Source organism: Sagittula sp., assembly GCF_052825245.1.
This window is the reverse complement of record NZ_JBRBWD010000065.1, coordinates 152,435-172,730: the sequence shown is the minus strand read 5'-3', so window position 1 is coordinate 172,730 and position 20,296 is coordinate 152,435. Positions and strand designations below refer to the sequence as shown.

The 20,296-nt window shown below is 66.6% G+C and carries 18 protein-coding genes; 13 read left to right on the top strand and 5 right to left on the bottom strand.

Annotated elements, in window-relative coordinates; all coding sequences use genetic code 11:
* Window positions 1-4 precede the first annotated feature (4 nt).
* The gene (locus ACU0DV_RS26005) at window positions 5-1,219 is read right to left on the bottom strand and encodes a phosphoglycerate kinase (RefSeq protein ID WP_100927032.1); all 1,215 of its coding nucleotides are present in this window, start codon (window positions 1,217-1,219) and stop codon (window positions 5-7) included.
* Between the two features lie 135 nt (window positions 1,220-1,354).
* On the opposite strand from ACU0DV_RS26005, the gene ACU0DV_RS26000 reads away from it, so the two are divergent.
* From ACU0DV_RS26000 to ACU0DV_RS25990, 3 genes are all read left to right on the top strand, one after another.
* The gene (locus ACU0DV_RS26000; RefSeq protein ID WP_100930789.1) at window positions 1,355-1,864 is read left to right on the top strand and encodes a peptidylprolyl isomerase; all 510 of its coding nucleotides are present in this window, start codon (window positions 1,355-1,357) and stop codon (window positions 1,862-1,864) included.
* A complete protein-coding gene (locus tag ACU0DV_RS25995; RefSeq protein WP_446242871.1) occupies window positions 1,854-2,417 on the top strand; it encodes a peptidylprolyl isomerase in 564 nt (187 codons plus the stop codon). Before ACU0DV_RS26000 ends, ACU0DV_RS25995 begins: the two co-directional genes overlap by 11 nt.
* 130 nt (window positions 2,418-2,547) lie before the next feature.
* The gene (locus tag ACU0DV_RS25990) at window positions 2,548-3,522 is read left to right on the top strand and encodes a DUF3179 domain-containing protein (protein WP_446242872.1); all 975 of its coding nucleotides are present in this window, start codon (window positions 2,548-2,550) and stop codon (window positions 3,520-3,522) included.
* 9 nt (window positions 3,523-3,531) lie between these two features.
* On the opposite strand, the gene ACU0DV_RS25985 is transcribed toward ACU0DV_RS25990, so the two are convergent.
* Both ACU0DV_RS25985 and tyrS read right to left on the bottom strand, forming a co-directional pair.
* Window positions 3,532-4,317, bottom strand: a complete 786-nt coding sequence (locus ACU0DV_RS25985; RefSeq protein WP_446273667.1) for a GNAT family N-acetyltransferase — start codon at window positions 4,315-4,317, stop codon at window positions 3,532-3,534.
* An 817-nt stretch (window positions 4,318-5,134) separates the two neighbouring features.
* A complete protein-coding gene (gene tyrS / locus ACU0DV_RS25980) occupies window positions 5,135-6,388 on the bottom strand; it encodes a tyrosine--tRNA ligase (protein ID WP_100927027.1) in 1,254 nt (417 codons plus the stop codon).
* Between the two features lie 63 nt (window positions 6,389-6,451).
* Between tyrS and ACU0DV_RS25975 the strand changes: the two genes are divergently transcribed.
* Together ACU0DV_RS25975 and ACU0DV_RS25970 are read left to right on the top strand one after the other, a co-directional pair.
* Window positions 6,452-7,567, top strand: coding sequence for an anhydro-N-acetylmuramic acid kinase (locus ACU0DV_RS25975; protein WP_446242874.1), 1,116 nt, complete (start codon window positions 6,452-6,454; stop codon window positions 7,565-7,567).
* Window positions 7,568-8,297: 730 nt separating this feature from the next.
* Complete coding sequence (locus ACU0DV_RS25970) at window positions 8,298-11,450, top strand: Rne/Rng family ribonuclease (RefSeq protein ID WP_446242875.1); 3,153 nt, start codon at window positions 8,298-8,300, stop codon at window positions 11,448-11,450.
* A gap of 113 nt (window positions 11,451-11,563) precedes the next feature.
* Here ACU0DV_RS25970 and ACU0DV_RS25965 read toward each other — a convergent pair whose 3' ends face one another.
* A complete protein-coding gene (locus ACU0DV_RS25965; protein ID WP_370313545.1) occupies window positions 11,564-11,785 on the bottom strand; it encodes a sulfurtransferase TusA family protein in 222 nt (73 codons plus the stop codon).
* A 139-nt stretch (window positions 11,786-11,924) separates the two neighbouring features.
* Between ACU0DV_RS25965 and ACU0DV_RS25960 the strand changes: the two genes are divergently transcribed.
* The 4 genes from ACU0DV_RS25960 (at window position 11,925) to ACU0DV_RS25945 (ending at window position 16,479) form a co-directional block, all read left to right on the top strand.
* A complete protein-coding gene (locus ACU0DV_RS25960; RefSeq protein WP_100930787.1) occupies window positions 11,925-12,671 on the top strand; it encodes a cytochrome c biogenesis CcdA family protein in 747 nt (248 codons plus the stop codon).
* An 89-nt stretch (window positions 12,672-12,760) separates the two neighbouring features.
* Window positions 12,761-13,996, top strand: coding sequence for a hypothetical protein (locus tag ACU0DV_RS25955; protein WP_446242876.1), 1,236 nt, complete (start codon window positions 12,761-12,763; stop codon window positions 13,994-13,996).
* Entirely contained in the window at window positions 13,993-15,354 is a 1,362-nt protein-coding gene (locus tag ACU0DV_RS25950; protein WP_446242877.1) for a cytochrome P450, read from the top strand. Before ACU0DV_RS25955 ends, ACU0DV_RS25950 begins: the two co-directional genes overlap by 4 nt.
* A gap of 234 nt (window positions 15,355-15,588) precedes the next feature.
* Window positions 15,589-16,479, top strand: a complete 891-nt coding sequence (locus ACU0DV_RS25945; protein WP_283983023.1) for a fructose bisphosphate aldolase — start codon at window positions 15,589-15,591, stop codon at window positions 16,477-16,479.
* Between the two features lie 250 nt (window positions 16,480-16,729).
* On the opposite strand, the gene ACU0DV_RS25940 is transcribed toward ACU0DV_RS25945, so the two are convergent.
* The gene (locus ACU0DV_RS25940) at window positions 16,730-17,389 is read right to left on the bottom strand and encodes a helix-turn-helix transcriptional regulator (protein ID WP_283983024.1); all 660 of its coding nucleotides are present in this window, start codon (window positions 17,387-17,389) and stop codon (window positions 16,730-16,732) included.
* 241 nt (window positions 17,390-17,630) lie between these two features.
* On the opposite strand from ACU0DV_RS25940, the gene ACU0DV_RS25935 reads away from it, so the two are divergent.
* The 4 genes from ACU0DV_RS25935 to ACU0DV_RS25920 are packed head-to-tail and all read left to right on the top strand — an operon-like array spanning window position 17,631 to window position 20,135.
* A complete protein-coding gene (locus tag ACU0DV_RS25935; protein ID WP_100927020.1) occupies window positions 17,631-17,882 on the top strand; it encodes a twin-arginine translocase TatA/TatE family subunit in 252 nt (83 codons plus the stop codon).
* Between the two features lie 6 nt (window positions 17,883-17,888).
* Complete coding sequence (gene tatB / locus ACU0DV_RS25930; RefSeq protein ID WP_283983025.1) at window positions 17,889-18,356, top strand: Sec-independent protein translocase protein TatB; 468 nt, start codon at window positions 17,889-17,891, stop codon at window positions 18,354-18,356.
* Complete coding sequence (gene tatC / locus ACU0DV_RS25925) at window positions 18,353-19,303, top strand: twin-arginine translocase subunit TatC (protein WP_100927018.1); 951 nt, start codon at window positions 18,353-18,355, stop codon at window positions 19,301-19,303. The genes tatB and tatC overlap by 4 nt, the downstream gene beginning before the upstream one ends.
* Complete coding sequence (locus tag ACU0DV_RS25920) at window positions 19,296-20,135, top strand: ATP-binding protein (protein WP_446242878.1); 840 nt, start codon at window positions 19,296-19,298, stop codon at window positions 20,133-20,135. The genes tatC and ACU0DV_RS25920 overlap by 8 nt, the downstream gene beginning before the upstream one ends.
* Window positions 20,136-20,296: the final 161 nt, after the last annotated feature.

Here is a 20,296-nt window from a genome sequence, read left to right as displayed (position 1 = left end):
GGGTTCAGTCCTCGGTCTTCTCTTCTTCGCGCTGGTCCAGCGCTGCGACGCCGGGCAGGGTCTTGCCTTCCATCCACTCGAGGAACGCCCCGCCAGCCGTTGAAATATAAGAGAAATCCGATGCGACACCAGCCTTGTTCAGCGCCGCGACCGTGTCGCCGCCACCGGCCACGGACACAAGCTGACCCACTTCGGACCGCGCCGCCGCATGACGGGCCGCCGCGTTGGTCGCCGCGTCGAAGGGCGCGATCTCGAAGGCGCCGAGCGGGCCGTTCCATATCAGGGTCTTCGCCCGGTCGATGGCCTGCTTGATATGCGCCACGCTGTCGGGCCCGGCGTCGAGGATCATCGCGTCGGCGGGGCAATCCTCTGCCTTCACCACTTCGCTGTCGGCGCCTTCCTTGAACTCGCGCGCAACGACGACGTCGCGCGGCAGCAGCAATTCGCAGCCGGTTTCCACCGCCTTCTCGGCAATTGCCTTCGCGGTTTCGGTCATGTCGTGCTCGCAGAGCGACTTGCCCACGTCGATGCCCTGAGCCGCGAGGAAGGTGTTGGCCATGCCGCCGCCGATCACCAGCATGTCGACCTTCTCGACAAGGTTCGACAGCAAGTCCAGCTTGGTCGACACCTTCGCACCGCCGACGACCGCCAAAACGGGGCGTTCCGGCGTGCTCAACGCCGATTCCAGCGCCTGCAGTTCACCCTGCATCAGGCGCCCGGCGCAGGAGGGCAGAAGGTGCGCGACCCCTTCGGTGGAGGCATGCGCACGGTGCGCGGCCGAGAAGGCGTCGTTGCAGTAGACGTCGCCCAGTTCCGCCATCTGCGCGGCCAGCTCCGGGTCGTTCTTTTCCTCGCCCTTGTGGAAGCGGGTGTTTTCCAGCAGCGCCACCTGGTTCTCGCCCAGCGTGTCGATGACCGCCTGGGCCACCGGACCGACGCAGTCGGCGGCAAAGACCACCTCGACACCCAGCACCTGCTCCATCGCGGGGATCAACATCTGCAGGCTCATGTCGTCGCGCCGCTCGCCCTTGGGCCGGCCGAAATGCGCCAGCAGCACCGGCTTGCCGCCGCGCGCCAGGATGTCCTGGATCGTCGCGCAGATGCGGTCGATGCGGGTGGTGTCCGTCACCTTGCCGTCTTCGACGGGGACGTTGATGTCCACGCGGGTCAGCACCCGTTTGCCGTCCAGATCCATGTCGTCGAGGGTCTTCCAGGCCATGTCGCTCTCCCAGTCCCAATCCCGTTCCCAATCCGTACCCGTGTTGCCCTCTGACGCGCGCGCCGTCAACGGCTGCTTGGCTTTGTGCGCGGCGTGGCATAAACCACCGGCCAGAATGAATGAGGAGTGGACGACATGGCCGAGATCAAGGATCCGGAAAACACCATCCTGATGGAACTGAAGGGCGGCACGGTCGTGATCGCGCTGATGCCCGACGTGGCCCCGAAGCACGTGGAGCGAATGAAGGAGCTGGCGCGCGCCGGTGCCTATGACAACGTCTGCTTTCACCGCGTGATCGACGGCTTCATGGCGCAGACCGGCGACGTGGCCAACGGCAACATGGAGAAGGACTTCAACCTGCGCCGCGCTGGCACGGGCGGGTCCGATCTTCCGGACCTGCCGGCAGAGTTCTCGCGCATCCCGCACGCCCGCGGGTCACTGGGCGCGGCACGGTCGCAGAACCCGAACTCCGCCAACTCGCAGTTTTTCATCAACTTCAAGGACAACGACTTCCTCAACGGGCAGTACACCGTCTACGGGCAGGTGATCGAAGGCATGGAGCACGTCGATGCCATTACGCGCGGCGAGCCGCCCGCCAACCCGGACCGGATGATTACCGTCAAGGTGGCTGCCGATGTTGCGTAACCTGACCGTTGCACTGGCGCTCCTGGCGTCTCCGGCACTGGCCACCGGCCTCCAGATCGAGGTCGCGGGCGAGGGCGGCCCCAAGGGCACCGTCACCATCGACCTGTTCGAGGACGTGGCTCCCGGCCATGTGGAGCAGATCACCGCACTGGCCGAAGCGGGCGCCTATGACGGTGTCGTCTTCCACCGCGTGATTGACGGCTTCATGGCGCAGACCGGCGACGTCTCCTTCGGCAACATGGAGAAGGACGGCTTCGACATGCGCCGCGCCGGAACGGGCGGCTCCGAACGTCCCGACCTGAAGGCAGAGTTCTCCGACCTGCCGTTCGACCGCGGCGTCGTGGGCATGGCCCGCTCGCAGTCGCCGGACAGCGGCAACTCGCAGTTCTTCATCATGTTCGAGCCGGGCCCGTTCCTGAACGGCCAGTACACCGTGGTCGGCGAGGTAACGGGCGGCATGGACGTGGTCGACTCGATCAAGCGCGGACATCCGCGCAGCGGTGCCGTGGACGGGGAACCGGACCACATGGCCAAGGTCACCGTGACCGAGTGACGAGATCAGGGGCGCTTCGGCGCCCCTTTTTCCTGTCTGTCCATCGTGCCGATCATGCATGAGCCGGCCCGGCGGACTGGACAGCCGCCCCCCGAGCCCGGACAATCGGCGCAAAGAGGGGGGATTATCCATGTGCCGCGCCTTCGGTCTGTGCCTGCTGCTCTGGTCCGCGATCGCCACCGGCGCTGCCGCCGATCCGTCGTTCTGGAAACACGAATGGCCGGACACCGATTTCTCGAACACCAGCGTGTCCAGCTGGGTGGAGGTCATCTCGGGCGGGCCGCCGAAGGACGGCATCCCGGCGCTCTCCGATCCGCAGTTCGTCGAGGTTGCGCAGAAGGAGGGCATCGCGCCCACGGAGCCGGTCATCACGGTGGAGATCGACGGAGAACGCCCGCGCGCCTATCCGATCCGCTACCTGACGTGGCACGAGATCGTAAACGACAGCATCGGCGGGGTGCCCGTCGCGGTGACCTTCTGCCCGCTCTGCAACTCTGCCCTTACCTTCGACCGGCGCGTGGACGGCCGAGTCCTGACCTTCGGCGTCTCAGGCAAGCTGCGCAACTCCGACATGATCATGTACGACCGCGAAACGCAAAGCTGGTGGCAGCAGGCGGTGGGTATGGGCATCGTCGGGGACATGACCGGTATACGGCTGAAACCCGTCGCGTCGTGGATGGAGAGTTTCGGGACCTTCGTGCAGCGCAATCCCGATGGGCTGGTGATGGTCGAGCCGGAGTGGCAGCGCCCCTACGGCCGCAATCCCTACCGCAACTACGACACGTCGAAGCGGCCGTTCCTCTACTCCGGCGAGATGCCCCCGCACGGCATTCCACCGCTGATGCGGGTGATCCGCGTGGGCGACCGCGCCTGGCCGATGGACAGGCTGGCGCGGGAAGGGGACGTGACAGAGGACGGCGTGCGTATCCTCTGGCAATCCGGCGTGAACTCCGCGCTCGATGCCGACCGGATCGCGGACGGGCGGGATGTGGGGGCGGTGCGGGTCACGGATGCCGCGGGCCGGGACCTGCCGCATGACGTGATGTTCGCCTTCGCGTTCCATGCCTTCTGGCCCGAAGGGCGCTGGATGCTCGGCGCGAACTGACGACCTGCATCAGGAACACAGCGCCAGAGGCAGGACGCGGGCCACGGGCGCGAGGCAGGGCAGGTGGACCCATGTGCCGCCAAGCCGGTGGGCCGTCGCGCCGAGGCCCAGCTTGAAACGTGTCAGCCCCGGGGCGTCCTGCGCATTGAGTATCCCCAGGTCGAGCATGTCGTGCCCCCGCCGCCAGCAATCCGTCGCCGCCTCCCACAGCACGAGGTTCATGGCATTCAGGCGGCGACCTTCCCCCGTGCTGTGCCCGATCTGCCAGGTCGCCATGCGCCCGTGTCGCAGGATCAGAGCGGCGGCGACAGGCCGGCCCTTGTGCCGGGCTTCGTAGACCACGGCCTCCCCGGGGTTGGCGGCGGCGTAGATCGCGCAGAAGGCGGGCGGCAGGCCCTTGTAGCCCTTAGTCTTCGCATGCCGCGCCTCGGCGCCAAGGAGCCAGTGGTCCGGTGTCAGGTCGGTGTGGCGCACCTCGATCTCCTCCCGATGCGCCCGGTTGAGGCGATTGCGCCACTTCTGTCTCAGGCTGGCGCGCAGGGTTGGTGGCGTGGCGAGCGGCAGCAGCGCGATGGTCGCCGGCGTCATCAGCGGCCAGAACCCGCCGTCGCGCAGAATGCTTGGCGGGATGCCGTCGGCGTTCAGCAGGAGGGGTCGGCCATCGTGCCAGTGCGGCCAGCGCGTGACCCAGTCACAGAGTTCGCCCGGATCCTCCGCCACCGGTCCGCGCGACACGAGGTCGACACGCCCGAAGGGCCGGATGACCCGCGACTGAACCTGCCAGAGCAGGCGCACACCCGCCCGCGCCTCGCGTTTGCAGAGTCGCGTCTGCACCCCCATGCGGGCACAGGCGCGCGCGAATTGGGGGGTTTGGGGGAGGGGGAGGCGGAGCATGGGGATATTAACGGGATCAAAACTTTCGAATGGCTTAATGGCTGGATGAACAGACAGCCTTTGCGCCGTGCGGCGCCCCGATCCGAATCGATTGCGCTGACCCGGCCCCGTCCGACCGCCGGGGCGGCGCTGCTGGTGGCCTGCGTGCTTTCCATACCCTTCGTTTTGCTGAGCGTCCTGCAGGCGGTGTTCTGAGAGCGGGAAGGCGCACGGGTTGAAGAGCCGCGCCTAGCTTAGCGGTGCGGGGCGCGGACCGGCGGCACGAAAAGGCATGTAACCCGGGCGCGTAGGGCGAACGGGTCACAACGCCGCTTGACCGTGTCGGGGAGGAGGCCGGGCGGTACAGCGCGACGCGGGCCAGCGAGAGTGCCTCGGGGGATTGTGTGTCGGGCCGTTATGCGTTCCGTCTTCGAAGTTGGGGCTTGGCTGCATACCTCGGGCAATTTGCACAGGAGGGCGTTCAGCTTTCGGCGGCCATCACGCCGTGAGGTGGAGCATTTCCGGAGTTGATCCAGTGTACTGGAGCATCGTCCCGCGGCGCAGATCGTTGAAAGAACACGTCGGACCGGCGGCATGGCGCGGAGGATTGTTCGCGAAGAGCCTTGCTTGGGCGCGGGCAAGGGAGCGACCTCGGGTCTACGGGTTCGCGTACAGCAATTCACAAAAGAAAAGACGCGCGGCAGCGCCGCGCGTCGCAACATCCGACGGAAACCGCCGTTCAGTCCGCCAGCTTGACCAGCGCGTGGCGCTTCTTGCCCGCGCTCAGCTTGATCGGCGAGGACAGGGCGCCCCGGTCCAGCATCAGGCCCGCGTCGGTCAGCGGCGCATCGTCCAGTCGTGCGCCGTTCTCGGCGATCAGGCGCTTGGCCTCCTTGCCGGACTTCACCAGCCCCGAGCGGACGATCAGCTGGATGACGGAGATGCCATCGCCGATCTCGTCGGAGGTCAGTTCCAGCGTCGGAAGATCGTCGCCCACGCCGCCCTTCTCGAAGACCTCGCGCGCCGTGGCCTCTGCCGCGGCGGCGGCCTCTGCACCGTGGCACAGCCTGGTGACCTCGTTGGCGAGGATGATCTTGCCCTCGTTGATCTCCGACCCGGCAAGGCCGCCCAGACGCTCGCATTCCTCTACCGGCAGCTCGGTGTAGAGTTTCAGGAACCGGCCCACGTCCGCGTCGGTGCTGTTCCGCCAGAACTGCCAGAACTCGTAGGGCGAAAGCATGTCGGCATTCAGCCACATGGCGCCGCCCTGGCTCTTGCCCATCTTCTTGCCGTCCGACGTGGTCAGCAGCGGCGAGGTCAGGCCGTAGATCTCGTGATCCAGCACCCGGCGCGTCAGGTCGATGCCGTTGACGATGTTGCCCCACTGATCCGATCCGCCCATCTGCAACAGGCAGTCGTAGCGGCGGTTCAACTCGAGGAAGTCGTAGGCCTGCAGGATCATGTAGTTGAATTCGAGGAACGACAGGGACTGCTCCCGGTCGAGCCGCGACTTCACGCTTTCGAACGACAGCATCCGGTTGACCGAGAAATGCCGCCCGATGTCGCGCAGGAAATCGAGGTAGTTCAGGTCGTCCAGCCATTCGGCGTTGTTCAGCATGAGCGCATCGGTGGGACCGTCGCCGTAGCTGAGGTACTTGGCGAAGACCTGCTTCATGCCGTCGATGTTGGCGTCGATCTGCTCGGGGCCGAGCAGGGGGCGTTCGTCCGACCGGAAGGAGGGGTCGCCCACTTTCGTCGTGCCGCCACCCATCAGGGTGATCGGCCGGTGGCCGGTCTTCTGCAGCCAGCGCAGCATCATGATGTTGAGCAGGTGGCCGACGTGCAGCGACTGCGCCGTGGCGTCATAGCCGATATAGGCGGTCACCACCCCGTGCGACAGCTTGTCGTCGAGCGCCTGGTAATCGGTGCAGTCGGCGAGGTAGCCGCGCTCCATCATGACGCGCATGAAATCCGATTTGGGATGGTAGGTCATGGCCGGCCTTCTGTATATTATCCGCAGGTCCGTATAAGGGCCGCGGGGCGTGAGGAAAAGAGCATGATGAGAACCGGGCCGGTCAAAGCGCTGGGGGCGATGTCGGGAACGTCGCTGGACGGCGTCGATGCGGCTGTCGTGGTGACCGACGGGGTGACGATCTTCGAGTTCGGCGACAGTGCCTATCGTCCCTATTCGGAGGCGGAGCAGAAGGTCCTGCGCGCGGCGCTCGGCAAGTGGCCGGGGGCGGACCTTGGGGCCGCTTCGGAGATCGTGCTGGGCGCGCACCGCGAGGTTCTGTCACAGTTCGAGGGGATCGACGTGGTGGGCTTCCACGGCCAGACGCTGGCGCATGAGCCGCGCGGCCGGGGCACGCACCAGCTGGGCGACGGCGCGGCGCTGGCGGATGCCCTGGGCGTGCCGGTGGTCTGGGATTTCCGGTCGGCAGACGTGGCGCTGGGGGGCGAGGGCGCGCCGTTGGCGCCGTTCTTCCACTGGGCCTGCGCGAAATGGATCGGGGCGGAGAAGCCCTTGTGTTTCCTCAATCTCGGCGGGGTGGGCAACCTGACCTGGGTCGACCCCGCCGCCGCGAAGCCCGAGGCGCCCGGCGCGCTTCTGGCGTTCGACACCGGGCCTGCCAACGCGCCGCTGAACGACCTGATGACCGAACGGCGCGGGCTGGCCTTCGACGAAGGCGGCGCGCTGGCGCAGCAGGGCCGGGTGGAGGAAGGCGCGCTTGAGCTGTTTCTCGATGAAGGTTTCTTCCGAAGAATGCCTCCGAAGTCATTGGACCGGGACGATTTTTCCGTGATGCTCGATCTTGTGCGGGAACTGGGCGACGCCGATGCCGCCGCCACCATGACCGGCATGGCGGCGACCGCGGTGATGGTCGGGATGGAACATTGCCCGACACCGCCCGACCGGGTCCTGGTGACCGGCGGCGGGCGCAGGAACCCGGTGATGATGGAGATGCTGCGCGTGGGCCTCGACTGCCCGGTGGTGCCGGTGGAGGACGCGGGCCTCGATGGCGACATGCTGGAGGCGCAGGCATTTGCATGGCTGGCGGTGCGGGTGGCGCGCGGCCTGCCGACCTCGGCGCCGGGCACGACGGGGGTGGCGGCGCCGGTGGGCGGCGGCCAGATCTCGCGCCCCGAACGCCGCTCCGAAAGCGTGGCCTGAGCGGTGTTGCGCGGCGTGCGCCCCGTTGCGTGAACGCCTGTTCAGTTAAGCGGCCGGGCGTTGCGTCAATACGGCGCGCGCCGTTAACCCCGGGACATCATGATGGGGCTGCGGGCTGCGTGCGCTACAAGGCGTTAACCCGATATTCACCTTTAGACTGAACCCGTTACCGGTGAACCGGCCGATTGGAGGTGTCGAACCGGCCGGATCGTGATTTTCGAATGCTTGTTTTATGAACAAACCATTGATGTTGTGGAAAACCCTGCAGGACGCCACGCAACAGCGCGTCATCCGGGCGTTTTCAGCATTGTCATTTGTGGTCACGTGGCCTTATGTTATCAGGCAGGCTTTCGCGCAGTGCGTGGAGCCGGACAGTTTCGCTGTGTCGGGAGTTGCGAGAGACGCGCCCGATGCAGACCGATTGGGCCCGAGGGGCGCTGGCGGGGGATACCCGTCGCATGCCGGAGGCCGATGAACCGAACCCGTAGAGCGAGCGACGCGACGGGTTTCATGAATGGGCGTCGGGCGCGGAAGGCGTGCCATGACGTCGGAGAAGAACCGCGATGACGCGCGCGACGCAAGACAGGCACATGGGCAGGAGCGGAAACGCCGCCTTTGAGCCATGCGACCGGCCGTCACTATTCGCCCAGACAAGACACGCCCCACGCTTCCTTGCGCCTCCCGGTCAAAGGGCCGGTTCATGGGGGCTGCGCGCGTGCACACGGATTACATGGCAAAGAAAATGCTCATCGATGCCACCCACGCGGAAGAGACCCGCGTCGTGGTGGTGGACGGAAACAAGCTCGAGGAGTTCGACTTTGAATCGGAAAACAAGCGTCAGCTAGCGGGCAACATCTACCTCGCGAAAGTCACGCGGGTCGAACCGTCGCTGCAGGCGGCCTTCGTCGATTACGGCGGCAACCGTCACGGGTTCCTCGCGTTCTCGGAGATCCACCCGGATTACTACCAGATCCCGGTGGCCGACCGTCAGGCACTGATGGAGGAGGAGGCCGCACTGGCCGCCGCCGCCGATGAAGAAGAGGACAAGCCGAAGAAGTCTTCGCGGTCGCGGTCGCGCAAGAAGTCGTCGAAGCCGTCCACGCGGTCCGACTCGAAATCGCCGAAGGAACCTTCGGGGATGGAGACCATCGACCTCGGGTCCGAGGAAGACGCGTCCGAGAACGAGGCGGTGGCAGAGGCCGGCGCCCCGGGCGAGGGCCTGTCGCCGATGGAGACCGTGACCGAAGCGCCCGTTGGCGAGCCGGTCGATTCGGTGGAATCCGACGGTGCAGAGACCAATGCGACCGCTTCTGCGGAGGCGGACCTGCCGCAGTTCGTGATGACCGAACCGGCCCCCGTTCAGGAAACGGCAGAGGATCCGGTGGCAGAGACGCCGGCCGAGGCCGCACCGGAAACCGCATCCGAAACCACGGATACGCCGGCGGAAGACGCACAGGCGTCGGAAGCACCGTCCGAACAGGCCAACGAGACCACGGAAGCGCCGGAAGCGGAGCAGGAGACCTCCGAGGACGACACCAACGGGTCGCAGCGCCCGATGGCGGCGGATTCGCGCGACGATGCGCTGGTCGTGACCGGCGAGCCGGGCGAGAGCGACGACGAGGATGACGACGACGAGGACATGGGTGACGATGCTGCTTCGCGCGACGAATCCATCGAATCCGTGGCCGACGACGACACGCACGAGGACATCCGTCCGGTGCGCAAGCCGCGTGCCCGCCGTTACAAGATCCAGGAAGTGATCAAGGTCCGGCAGATCATGCTGGTGCAGGTGGTCAAGGAAGAGCGCGGCAACAAGGGCGCGGCGCTGACGACCTACCTGTCGCTTGCGGGCCGTTACTGCGTGCTGATGCCGAACACCGCCCGGGGCGGCGGCATTTCCCGCAAGATCACCAACGCCACCGACCGCTCGAAACTGAAGGCCATCGCCAACGAGATCGACGTGCCGAAGGGCGCGGGCCTGATCATCCGGACCGCGGGCGCCAAGCGCACCAAGACCGAGATCAAGCGCGACTACGAATACCTACAGCGCCTGTGGGAGCAGATCCGCGAACTGACGCTGAAGTCGATCGCACCGGCGAAGATCTACGAGGAAGGCGACCTGATCAAACGCTCGATCCGCGACCTCTACAGCCGCGAGATCGACGAGGTTCTGGTGGAAGGCGAGCGCGGCTACCGCGTGGCCAAGGACTTCATGAAGATGATCATGCCGTCCCACGCCAAGAACGTGAAGAACTACACCGACCAGATGCCGCTGTTTGCGCGCTACCAGGTCGAATCCTACCTGGGCGGCATGTTCAACCCGGTGGTCCAGCTCAAGTCGGGCGGCTACATCGTCATCGGCGTGACCGAGGCACTGGTGGCCATCGACGTGAACTCCGGCCGGGCGACCAAGGAAGGCTCCATCGAGGAGACGGCGGTCAAGACCAACCTGGAGGCCGCGGAAGAGGTGGCGCGCCAGCTGCGTCTGCGTGACCTCGCCGGTCTTATCGTCATCGACTTCATCGACATGGACGAGCGCAAGAACAACGCCGCCGTCGAGAAGAAGCTGAAGGACAAGCTGAAGACCGACCGCGCCCGCATCCAGGTGGGCCGGATCTCGGGCTTCGGCCTGCTCGAAATGTCGCGTCAGCGTCTGCGTCCGGGCATGATCGAGGCGACCACGCAGCCCTGTTCGGCCTGCCACGGCACCGGCCTGATCCGTTCCGACGACAACATGGCGCTGCAGATCCTGCGCCAGATCGAGGAAGAGGGCGTGCGGCGCCGGTCGCGCGAAGTTCTGGTGAAGTGCCCGGTGGGCATCGCCAACTACCTCATGAACCAGAAACGCGAGCACGTCGCCATGATCGAGGCGCGGTACGGCATGGCAGTGCGCATCGAGGGCGACCCGCATCTGATCGCGCCCGACTTCTCGATGGAGAAGTTCAAGACGGCGACCCGCTCCGTACCCGAAGCGACCGCGCCGGTGGTGTCCGTCGACACCTCTATCATGGATGCCATCGACGAGGCGGCCGAAGCCGAGGAGATCGAGGCAGATGTCGAGGAGATGGAGGATCAGTCCTCCGGCGACGACAACGGCAACGGCAACGATCAGGGCAACGAGCAGGGCAGCGACGACAAGCCGAAGAAAAAGCGGCGTCGGCGGCGTCGGCGGTCGAAGTCCAAGGACGGCGACCAGTCGCGCGACGATCAGGACGACAACGGGTCGAACGACGGTGAGTCGGACAACGGCTCCGGCGATACGGACAGCGGTGACGACGACAGCGACGCGGCCGAGGGTGGAGACACCGGCGGCATTGACGAGGACGGTCAGGACAGCGGCAAGAAGAGCTCGAGCCGCTCGCGGTCACGCTCCCGTTCGCGCAGCCGGACGTCCAAGCCGAAGGAGCCGGTCGAGGCGTCTTCCGAGGGTGACGCCAACGGCGATGCGCCTGCCGAAGCGGTGGCCATGACGGCCAATGCCCCGGCCCCGGTGGAGGCAGAAGCCGCACCCGAGGCCCCGGCAACCGCCGAGCAGACGGCCGAGCCGGTTGCCGAGACGGCCCCGGAAGAGGCCGCAGCCGAGGCGCCCGAAAAGGCGGCAGAACGGCAGCCCGCCGCAGCGCCGGAGGCCGTGTCCGAGGACGAGAAGCCGAAGCGCGCCCGAACCCGGGTCAAGGCATCTGACGTGATCGCGCAGGTCGTGGGGTCGCCGGTCGGTGGCTCGGCAGAGGCCGCGGTCAACGCGGAGCCGGTCGAAGAGCCCGCCGCCGAGGCAGAGCCCGAAGCCGCACCGCAGCCCGAACCGGAAACGGTTGGCGAGACCGCGGGCGACGACGACGAGCCGAAGAAGAAAAAGCGCGGCTGGTGGTCGCTGGGCCGCTGAGGCCCGCCCATCCCGTGAACAGAAAAACCGCCGCGTGCAGACGCGGCGGTTTTTTCATGCGCACCCGGTGGGTTGGGACGTGACGTGGCCTTGCGTTTCGCGGCGGGCGAAGGTCAGACCTTGCGGACGATCCATGTCATGGTCGCGCCATTCTCTGACTGGCTGTCCAGCACGTTGCCGGATTCGGCGCAGAAGTGGGGCACGTCGATCACCGCGGCCGGATCGTCGGTGATCAGGGTGATGGTCTCCCCGGCCGCCAGCGCCTGCAGCCGCTTGCGCAGCTTGAGGACGGGCAGGGGGCAGAGCAGTCCGGTGGCGTCGAGTGTCTGGGTCATGTCCGTGTCGTAGCGCCTTTGCCGCCGCTCTTGAAGGGGCTTGCTTGAAGGGGGTGCGGGCCGTCTGTGACGATGCGTCCACGGGGATGTGAGCAACCCCGGCGTGACGCCATGCGCGCTTTGCCATATGTCCGGGAACATGTTCGGAATCGATCTCATCGACGCATCCCTGATGCCCGCCATGTTCGTGGCGCTGCTGGCTGGGCTGGTGTCCTTCCTCAGCCCCTGCGTGCTGCCCATCGTGCCGCCGTACCTGGCCTTCATGTCTGGCCTGTCGCTGAACGAGATGCAGGAGGGCCGCAAGCGCGGCAAGGTCGCATTGGCGGCGCTGTTCTTCGTGCTGGGGCTGTCGACGATCTTCGTGCTTCTGGGGTTCACGGCGTCGTGGCTGGGGTCGTTCTTTCTGACGAACCAGGTGCTCTTGGGGCGGATCGCGGGGGCGGTGGTCATCGTCTTCGGCCTGCATTTCCTTGGCGTCTTCCGGATCGGGTTCCTCGACCGGGAAATGCGCATGGAGGGCGGTGAAGGCGGATCGGCCTTCGGCGCCTATATCCTCGGGCTGGCCTTTGCCTTTGGCTGGACGCCCTGCATCGGACCGCAACTGGGCGCGATCCTGTCGCTGGCCGCGACGGAGGCGTCGGTGGCGCGGGGCACGGTCCTGCTGGCGGTCTACGCGGCGGGCCTGGGCATTCCCTTCCTGCTGGCGGCGATCTTCCTTGGCCGCGCCGTCGGGCTGATGAACCGGATGAAGCGGCACATGGCCATGATCGAGAAGGTCATGGGCGTCCTGCTGATCGTGGTGGGCGTGGCGCTCCTGACCGGGGCGTTCTCGGCCTTCTCCTTCTGGTTGCTGGAAACCTTCCCCGGCCTCGCGACGCTGGGGTGACGCGCGGCGCCTTGCGGCGAAATCGCCCCTCGCCACGCCTTACTGTTGCCTGAAACCGCGGTTATCCTGCCTGACAGGAGAGATTGCGCATGGCACAGCACGACCGCGACCAGAGCCGCGACGGGGACGTCAGGACGCGCCGGGTGTTCTACATCCCGGGCTACGATCCCATTCATCCGCGCCGCTACCGCGAGCTCTACCGCAAGGAGGGCGCCGCGCAGGCGGAGCTCTCGGGCTATGAGATCGGCCTGAAGCCGAAGCGCACCGGCGGCCCCTATGGCTGGCATGTCGAGGCGACGATAGACGGCATACCGGTCGCCGCGGACGTGGAGGTGCTGGTCTGGTCCGATATCGTGCGCGACAGCATGTCGAACTCCATCCCCGCGACCTACGGCCAGCTTGTGCGCACCGCGTGGGAATACATCGCCACGGGCGCGCTGTTCCGGCTGATGCGGCTGAGGAAAGGACCGGTGATCGCCGCGCTCTATCCCATCGGTGCGCTGCTGGTGCAGGCGCTGGTGGCGCTGATGGCGGTCTGGCTGTGCGGCTGGGCCGGCAGTTTCGCCGGACCCTGGGGCGCGCTGGCCGGGACCATCGTCGGCCTCGTGCCCGGGGTGATGGTGCTGCGCTGGTTCCGGTCCAAGGACGGCAAGTTGTTCGCCTACTACCTGATGCACGACTACGCCTATTCGGCGCGCTACCGGGGCGCCAATCCCCCGGAGCTGGAGGCGCGCATGGCGGAATTCGCCAAGATCATCGCCGCCGCGCTGGCAGAGGACCACGACGAGGTGCTGGTTGTCGGCCATTCTTCCGGTGCGCATCTGGCCGTCTCGATCCTCGCCGACCTGATCCGGTCGGGCCGGGTTCCGGCGAACGGGCCAAAGCTCGGGTTCCTGAGCCTCGGGCAGGTGGTGCCGATGGTGTCCTTCCTGCCGGGTGCCGACCGGCTGCGGGCCGACCTGCACTATCTCTCGGCGCGCGACGAGCTGACCTGGGTCGATGTCACCGCGCCGGGGGACGGTTGCGCCTTTGCGCTCTGCGATCCGGTCAGCGTCTCGGGCGTGGCGCCAGAGGGCAAACGCTGGCCGCTGGTCTTCTCGGCCCAGTTCACCCGGTCGCTCAGCCCCGAACGCTGGAAGGAACTGCGGTGGAAGTTTTTCCGCCTGCATTTCCAGTACCTCTGCGCCTTCGACCGGCCGCTCGACTACGACTATTTCCAGATCACTGCCGGACCGCTCAGCCTTGCGGCGCGCTATGCCGGACGCCCGCCCTCGGCCAGCCGGATCGACCGGGCGGTTTCCAAGTACACGAGCATGGCGGCATGACGGACGACAGGGTGCCGCCGAAACCGGCGGCGCGGCCCGACAAGGTGTCGCTCAGGCGGTATGTGAAACTGTTCCGGCAGGACATCCTGTCGGCCCAACCGGCGAAGCTCTATCGCGCGTGGATGGCGGAATTCCGGACGCCGTTCTTCCGGTCTTACCTGATCAATCAGCCCGAACTGGTCATCAAGGTGCTGAAGGAACGGCCGATGGACTTTCCGAAGTCCGACCGTATCGGCGAGGGGCTGCGCCCGCTGCTGGGGGAGTCGGTCTTCCTGACCAACGGCGCGCAATGGCAGCGGCAGCGGCGGATCATCGACCCGGCCTTCGAAGGCGGGCGGCTGAGGGAAACCTACCCGGCGATGTGGGAGGCGGCACAGGCGGCGCTGGCGCGGCTGACCGCCCGCGCGGGCGACATGGTCGAGATCGAGGAACAGACCAGCCACGCCGCCGCCGACGTGATCTTTCGCACGCTCTTTTCCATCCCCATCGAGGATGAGACTGCCTCGGCTGTGTTTCACGAGTTCCGCGCCTACCAGCGCACCCAGCCGATCCTGAACCTGGCCGCCTTCATCCCGGTGCCGCGCTGGGTGCCGCGGTTCTTCCGGCGCGACACGAAGGCCGCGGCCCGGCGCATCCGCGGCCTGATCGCCCGGCTGACGGAGGCGCGCGCCGCCGAGATCGCGGCAGGCACGGCGCCCGACGACCTCGCCACCAAGATCATGACGACCCGCGACCCGCAGACCGGAGAGACCTTCACTGCCTCCGAAATGGTCGATCAGGTGGCGATCTTCTTCCTTGCGGGGCACGAAACCTCGGCCTCTGCGCTCGGCTGGGCGCTGTACCTGATGGCGCTTTATCCCGAGTGGCAGGAGCGGGTGGCCGAGGAGGCGCAGGGGCTGCAAACCGGCGACTTTGCCGAGATCGGGCGGATGCGGGTGTCGCGCGACGTTTTCCGCGAGACGCTGCGCCTTTATCCGCCGGTGCCGATGATGGTGCGCGAAACGACCTGCCCGGAACGGTTCCGCAACCGCGATGTGCCCAAGGGGTCGCAGGTGGTGCTGTCGCCCTGGCACCTGCACCGGCACGAACGGCTGTGGGAGCGGCCCGACGCCTTCGACCCGGGGCGCTGGCAGACGGAGAACGGCCGGGCCTGCGGGCGCGACGCCTTCATCCCGTTTTCGGCCGGGCCGAGGGTCTGCACCGGGGCGGGGTTCGCCATGGTGGAGGGGCCGCTGCTTCTTTCGCTGCTGCTGCGCGACCTGAAGGTGTCGCGCGTCGAGGGGCGCGATCCGGTGCCGGAGGCGCACCTGACGGTGCGGGCGCGCGACGGCATCTGGCTGCGGATCGACAGGCGGTGACCCTTTCCCGTCCGGCGGTTCTGCCACCGGGGCGCCTGCACGGAAGGGTGGCAGGGCGCGTGAGCCTTGCCGTCCTGCCATGAAATCCGCCAAAGGCTGGGCATCCTCTGGCCGATCGTCGCGGCCCGGATGCGCAGCCTGCCACATTTAGCGTTAACAGTTTCCGATGCCTCTAGGTTTGCCCGGAAACCCGCGTTAAGCGTTGGGCGATTGAATTTCAGCCGGGAGAGGGTGATGGCAGATTTCGCGAAGATGAAGGCGCAGATGGCCGAGGGGAAGGGCTTCATTGCGGCGCTCGACCAGTCGGGTGGCTCGACGCCGAAGGCGCTGAAGCTCTATGGCGTGACCGAAGACATGTACGACGGCGAGCGCGCCATGTTCGACGAGATCCACGCCATGCGCACGCGCATCATCAAGGCGCCGGATTTCACCTCTGACAAGGTCATCGGCGCGATCCTGTTCGAACGCACCATGCGCGGCACCATCGACGGCAAGCCGGTGAGCCAGGTGCTGTGGGAAGACAACGGCATCGTGCCCTTCCTGAAGATCGACAAGGGCCTTGAGGACGAGGCCAACGGCGTGCAGTTGATGAAGCCGATCCCCGGCCTGGAAGATCTGCTGAAGGACGCCGAAGGGTTCGGCGTGTTCGGCACGAAGGAACGCTCGGTCATCCATGAGGCCAATGCCGAGGGCATCGCGGCGGTCGTCGCCCAGCAGTTCGAGGTCGCCCGTACCGTGCTGTCCTGCGGGCTGGTGCCGATCCTCGAGCCGGAGGTCAACATCAAGTCGTCCACCAAGGCAGAGGCCGAGGCCATGCTGAAGGACGAGATCGCCCGCCACCTCGACACCCTCGAGGACGGGCAGGACGTCATGCTGAAGCTGTCGATCCCGACCGAGGTGGGGCTTTATGACCGGCTGGCAGAGCACCCGCGTGTGATCCGTGTGGTGGCGCTGTCCGGCGGATATTCCACCGACGAGGCCTGCGAGAAGCTGGCCAAGCAGCCGAAGATGATCGCGTCGTTCAGCCGTGCGCTGGCAGAGGGGCTGTTCAAGCAGCAGTCCGACGAGGAGTTCAACGCGGCGCTCGGGTCGAACATCGACAAGATCTACCAGGCGTCGATCTGACGCCCGATCCTATCTAGGTCTGACCGGACCCCGCGCGAGCATCGGCTGGCGCGGGGTTTTTCCTTGCGTGGGCGTGTGGGGAGGTGCGGTCAGTGCAGGCCACGCGATCGAGCTGCGGGACTGGATGGACACATTCGCCCCAGCCAAGGGTCGGGACCGGCGGTTTTGCCCGATGGACGAGAAGGTCTGAACCGGGACAGGCCCGCCGTGGGGCTGCATCGTCCCAGCCATGCAGTCGTCGTGGCAGCCCTCAGCCCTGCCGCGCGCGCCAGTCGGCAAGCGTCCGGCCGGGTTCGCCCACGAAGAGCGAGGGCAGGGGGCGCAGGTCCTCGATCCGGTCGATCCGGAAGCTGAGGAAGTCGCCGGTGGTCTCGGACCACGCGACGCAGGTCCAGATCCTGCCGAAGTAATCAAGATGCAGCGGGCGCAGGTCGTGCCCAACGCCGTTCAGCGTGACGCGAAGCTTCTGCCGTGCCCGGATCGCGGCGCGGATCGCCGGCATGTGGGCAAAGCCGCGGGCGGCTTCGGCGAAGGCGTCGGTGGCAAAGCCGAAGGGCGCGGCGCGGCTGTCGCTGTCCTCGGGCAGGACCGCGTCGATCTTGGCGGCGAGAGTGCGGGCGGCGCTGGCCTGTTCCGTCAGCGGCGAGGCCCCAAGGGCGGCAAGGGCCAGGTGCAGCGCCTCCAGCTCCCCCTCTGTCAGGTTGAGCGGCGGCAGGGTGATCGCCGCCTGCACCGTGTATCCATAGCCGCGCGCGCCCTCCACCGGCACGCCAGAGGCGGCGAGGGTTTCCATGTCGCGATAGATCGTGCGCACAGACACGCCAAGGTCCTGCGCCATCGCCTCGGCGGTGTGCAGGCGCCCGTCGCGCAGGCGCTGGGTCAGGGCGTAAAGGCGGTCCTTGCGGTTCATTCGGGGCGACTCATCGGGCGTCTTTCGGGCTGTGCGCGCCCTGTCTTTCGGACGAAACGGGCGGCGGGACGACCCCCATACTGACAAAATCCTGACAACTGACAACCTCATGACACACACAGTGCCCGGGCGCGGCGGTTTGGCGCTTTCCGCGCGCTCCAAACGTCTTTAGATAGCTTCGGACTAATCCGGGTCGCGGGTTCTGCGACCGTTTTGCAGGAACAATGACGGAGCAAGACCAATGGGTATCGGGAACATCGGCCTGCCGGGCCTTCTGCTGATCGCGGTTGTGGTGCTGGTGCTGTTTGGCCGCGGCAAGATCTCTTCGCTGATGGGCGAGGTCGGCAAGGGAATCACCGCCTTCAAGAAGGGCGTGAGCGAAGGCGGACAGGAGCTGGAAGACCAGAAGAGCGAAGAGGCACGTGACGTGACCCCGGCGTCTGCACCGGCCTCCTCCACGCACTCTTCCACCGAAGACAAGGACAAGGTGTAAGCCGCCATGTTCGATCTCGGGTTCGCCGAGCTTCTGGTCATCGGCATCGTTGCGCTGATCGTCGTCGGTCCGAAGGACCTGCCGGTGCTGTTCCGCAACGTCGGCCGGTTCATGGGCAAGGCACGCGGCATGGCGCGCGAGTTCAGCCGCGCCATGAACGAGGCCGCCGACGAGGCGGGGGTGAAGGACATCCAGAAGACCATCCGCACCGCCACGAACCCGGTGAACAGCGCCATGGACGGGGTGAAGGACGCGGCCAGGTCGATGACCGACTTCAAGCCCGACAGCGAGACCGGCAAGCTTGCCAAGGAACGCGACGAGGCCCGGAAGAAGATCGAGGCCAACGCCGCCCGTGCCGCCGCCGACCGCAAGAAGCGGGAAGCGGAAGAGGCCGCGCGCAAGGCCGAGGAAATGGAGAAGGCGCTGGCCGAAGAGCCCAAGGCGCCGGCGACCGACGAGAGTGACAAGGCATGAGCCGCACCGAAGACGAGCTTGAGGACAGCTCTGCCCCGCTGATCGAGCATCTGGCCGAGCTGCGGACGCGGCTGATCCGGTCGATCATCGCGCTGTTCCTCGGAATCTGCGTGATGTTCATCCCGATCGGCGGCGAGTTCCTTGCCGAGCACGTCCTGCAGTTCCTGCTGGTGCCCATCGAAAGCTCGCTGCGCGCGCTGGGGGACCCTTCGCCGACGCTGCAATACACCAGCCCGCAGGAATACCTGTTCGTGCTGTTCCGCATCGGCATGGTGTTCGGCTTTGCGCTGGCCTTCCCGGTGATCGCCTACCAGATGTGGCGCTTCGTGGCGCCCGGGCTGTACCGGTCCGAAAAGAACGCTTTCCTGCCGTTCATCGTCGCCTCGCCGGTGATGTTCCTGCTGGGCGCGTCCTTTGCGCACTTCGTGGTGACGCCGCTGGCGATGGCCTTCTTCCTTGGCTTCACCGACGCGCCGTCGGTCTTTGCCAACCTGCTGTCCGGCTCTGTCGACGTGGATGCGACGGCGGTGGTGCCGACGACCTCAGAGGGGCTGCGCATCACCTTCTTCGGCAAGGTGAACGAAAGCCTGCAGACCAGCCTCGTGTTCATCATGGCCTTCGGCCTCTGCTTCCAGTTACCGGTGCTGCTGACGCTGATGGGCAAGGCGGGTCTGGTGTCGGCGCAGGGCCTCGGCTCCGTCCGGAAATATGCGATGGTGGCGATCCTGATCCTGGCCGCCGTTGTCACGCCGCCGGATGTCGTCACCCAGCTGATCCTCTTCACCGTGGTCTACGGGCTATACGAGGTGTCGATCTTCCTTGTCGCCCGCGTCGAGAAGCGCCGCGAGAAGGAGCTGCGGGCACAGGGCCTGTGGTTCGAGGACGAGAACGGCGAGGAAGACCCCCTCATGAAGGAATTCGACGAGGACGAGAAGGCCCGTGACTGACCCCCTTGAACGCATTGCAGCGGCGCTGGAGCGACTGGCCCCGGCGCCGATCCCGGCCCCCGATTTCGACACCGCCGAGGCCTTTGTCTGGGAAACGGAGCCGGACCACCTGCAGCCGGTCGACAAGGTCAGCCGGGTGGACCTGTCACTGTTGATCGGGATCGACCGGGCGCGCGACACGCTGCTGAAGAACACCTTGCAGTTCGCCCGCGGCCTGCCAGCCAACAACGCGCTCCTCTGGGGCGCGCGGGGCATGGGCAAGTCGTCGGTGGTGAAGGCGGTGCATGCCGCCGTCCGCGCCGCGGGGCATGACCTGAAGCTGGTCGAGCTCCAGCGCGAGGACCTGCCGTCTGTCGGGCGCCTTCTGGAACTGCTGCGCCACGCGCCTTGCCGGTTCGTGCTGTTCTGCGACGACCTGTCGTTCAGCCATGACGACCAGCACTACAAAAGCCTGAAGGCGGTGCTGGACGGCGGCGTTTCGGGCCGTCCGGACAACGTGGTGCTTTATGCGACGTCGAACCGGCGGCACCTGATGCCGCGCGACATGATCGAGAACGAGCGCTCCTCCTCCATCAACCCCTCGGAGGCGGTGGAGGAGAAGGTGTCCCTGTCGGACCGCTTCGGGCTGTGGCTGGGCTTCCATCCCTGTTCGCAGGACGAGTACCTGGCGATGATCCGGGGGTATTGCGACAGCTACGGCGTCACCATCGACGACGAGACGCTGCGCGCCGAGGCGATCGAGTGGCAGGCGACTCGCGGCTCGCGCTCCGGCCGGGTGGCGTGGCAGTTCTTCACCGATCTCGCGGGCCGCAAGGGCGTTGCGCTGAGCTGAGCGGCTGGGTCCGGCCATAGACCCCGGCGGCTGGCCGGGGGCGTTCCTCAATCACATATCGGGACAGTTGCTGTCAGCGGACAGCTTGAGGCGCGCGAAGGGCTGTCGCGCGCCTGTTGTGGCTGGTGTGGGGGAAAGGGGAACGCGCCGGGCCTCGGGCC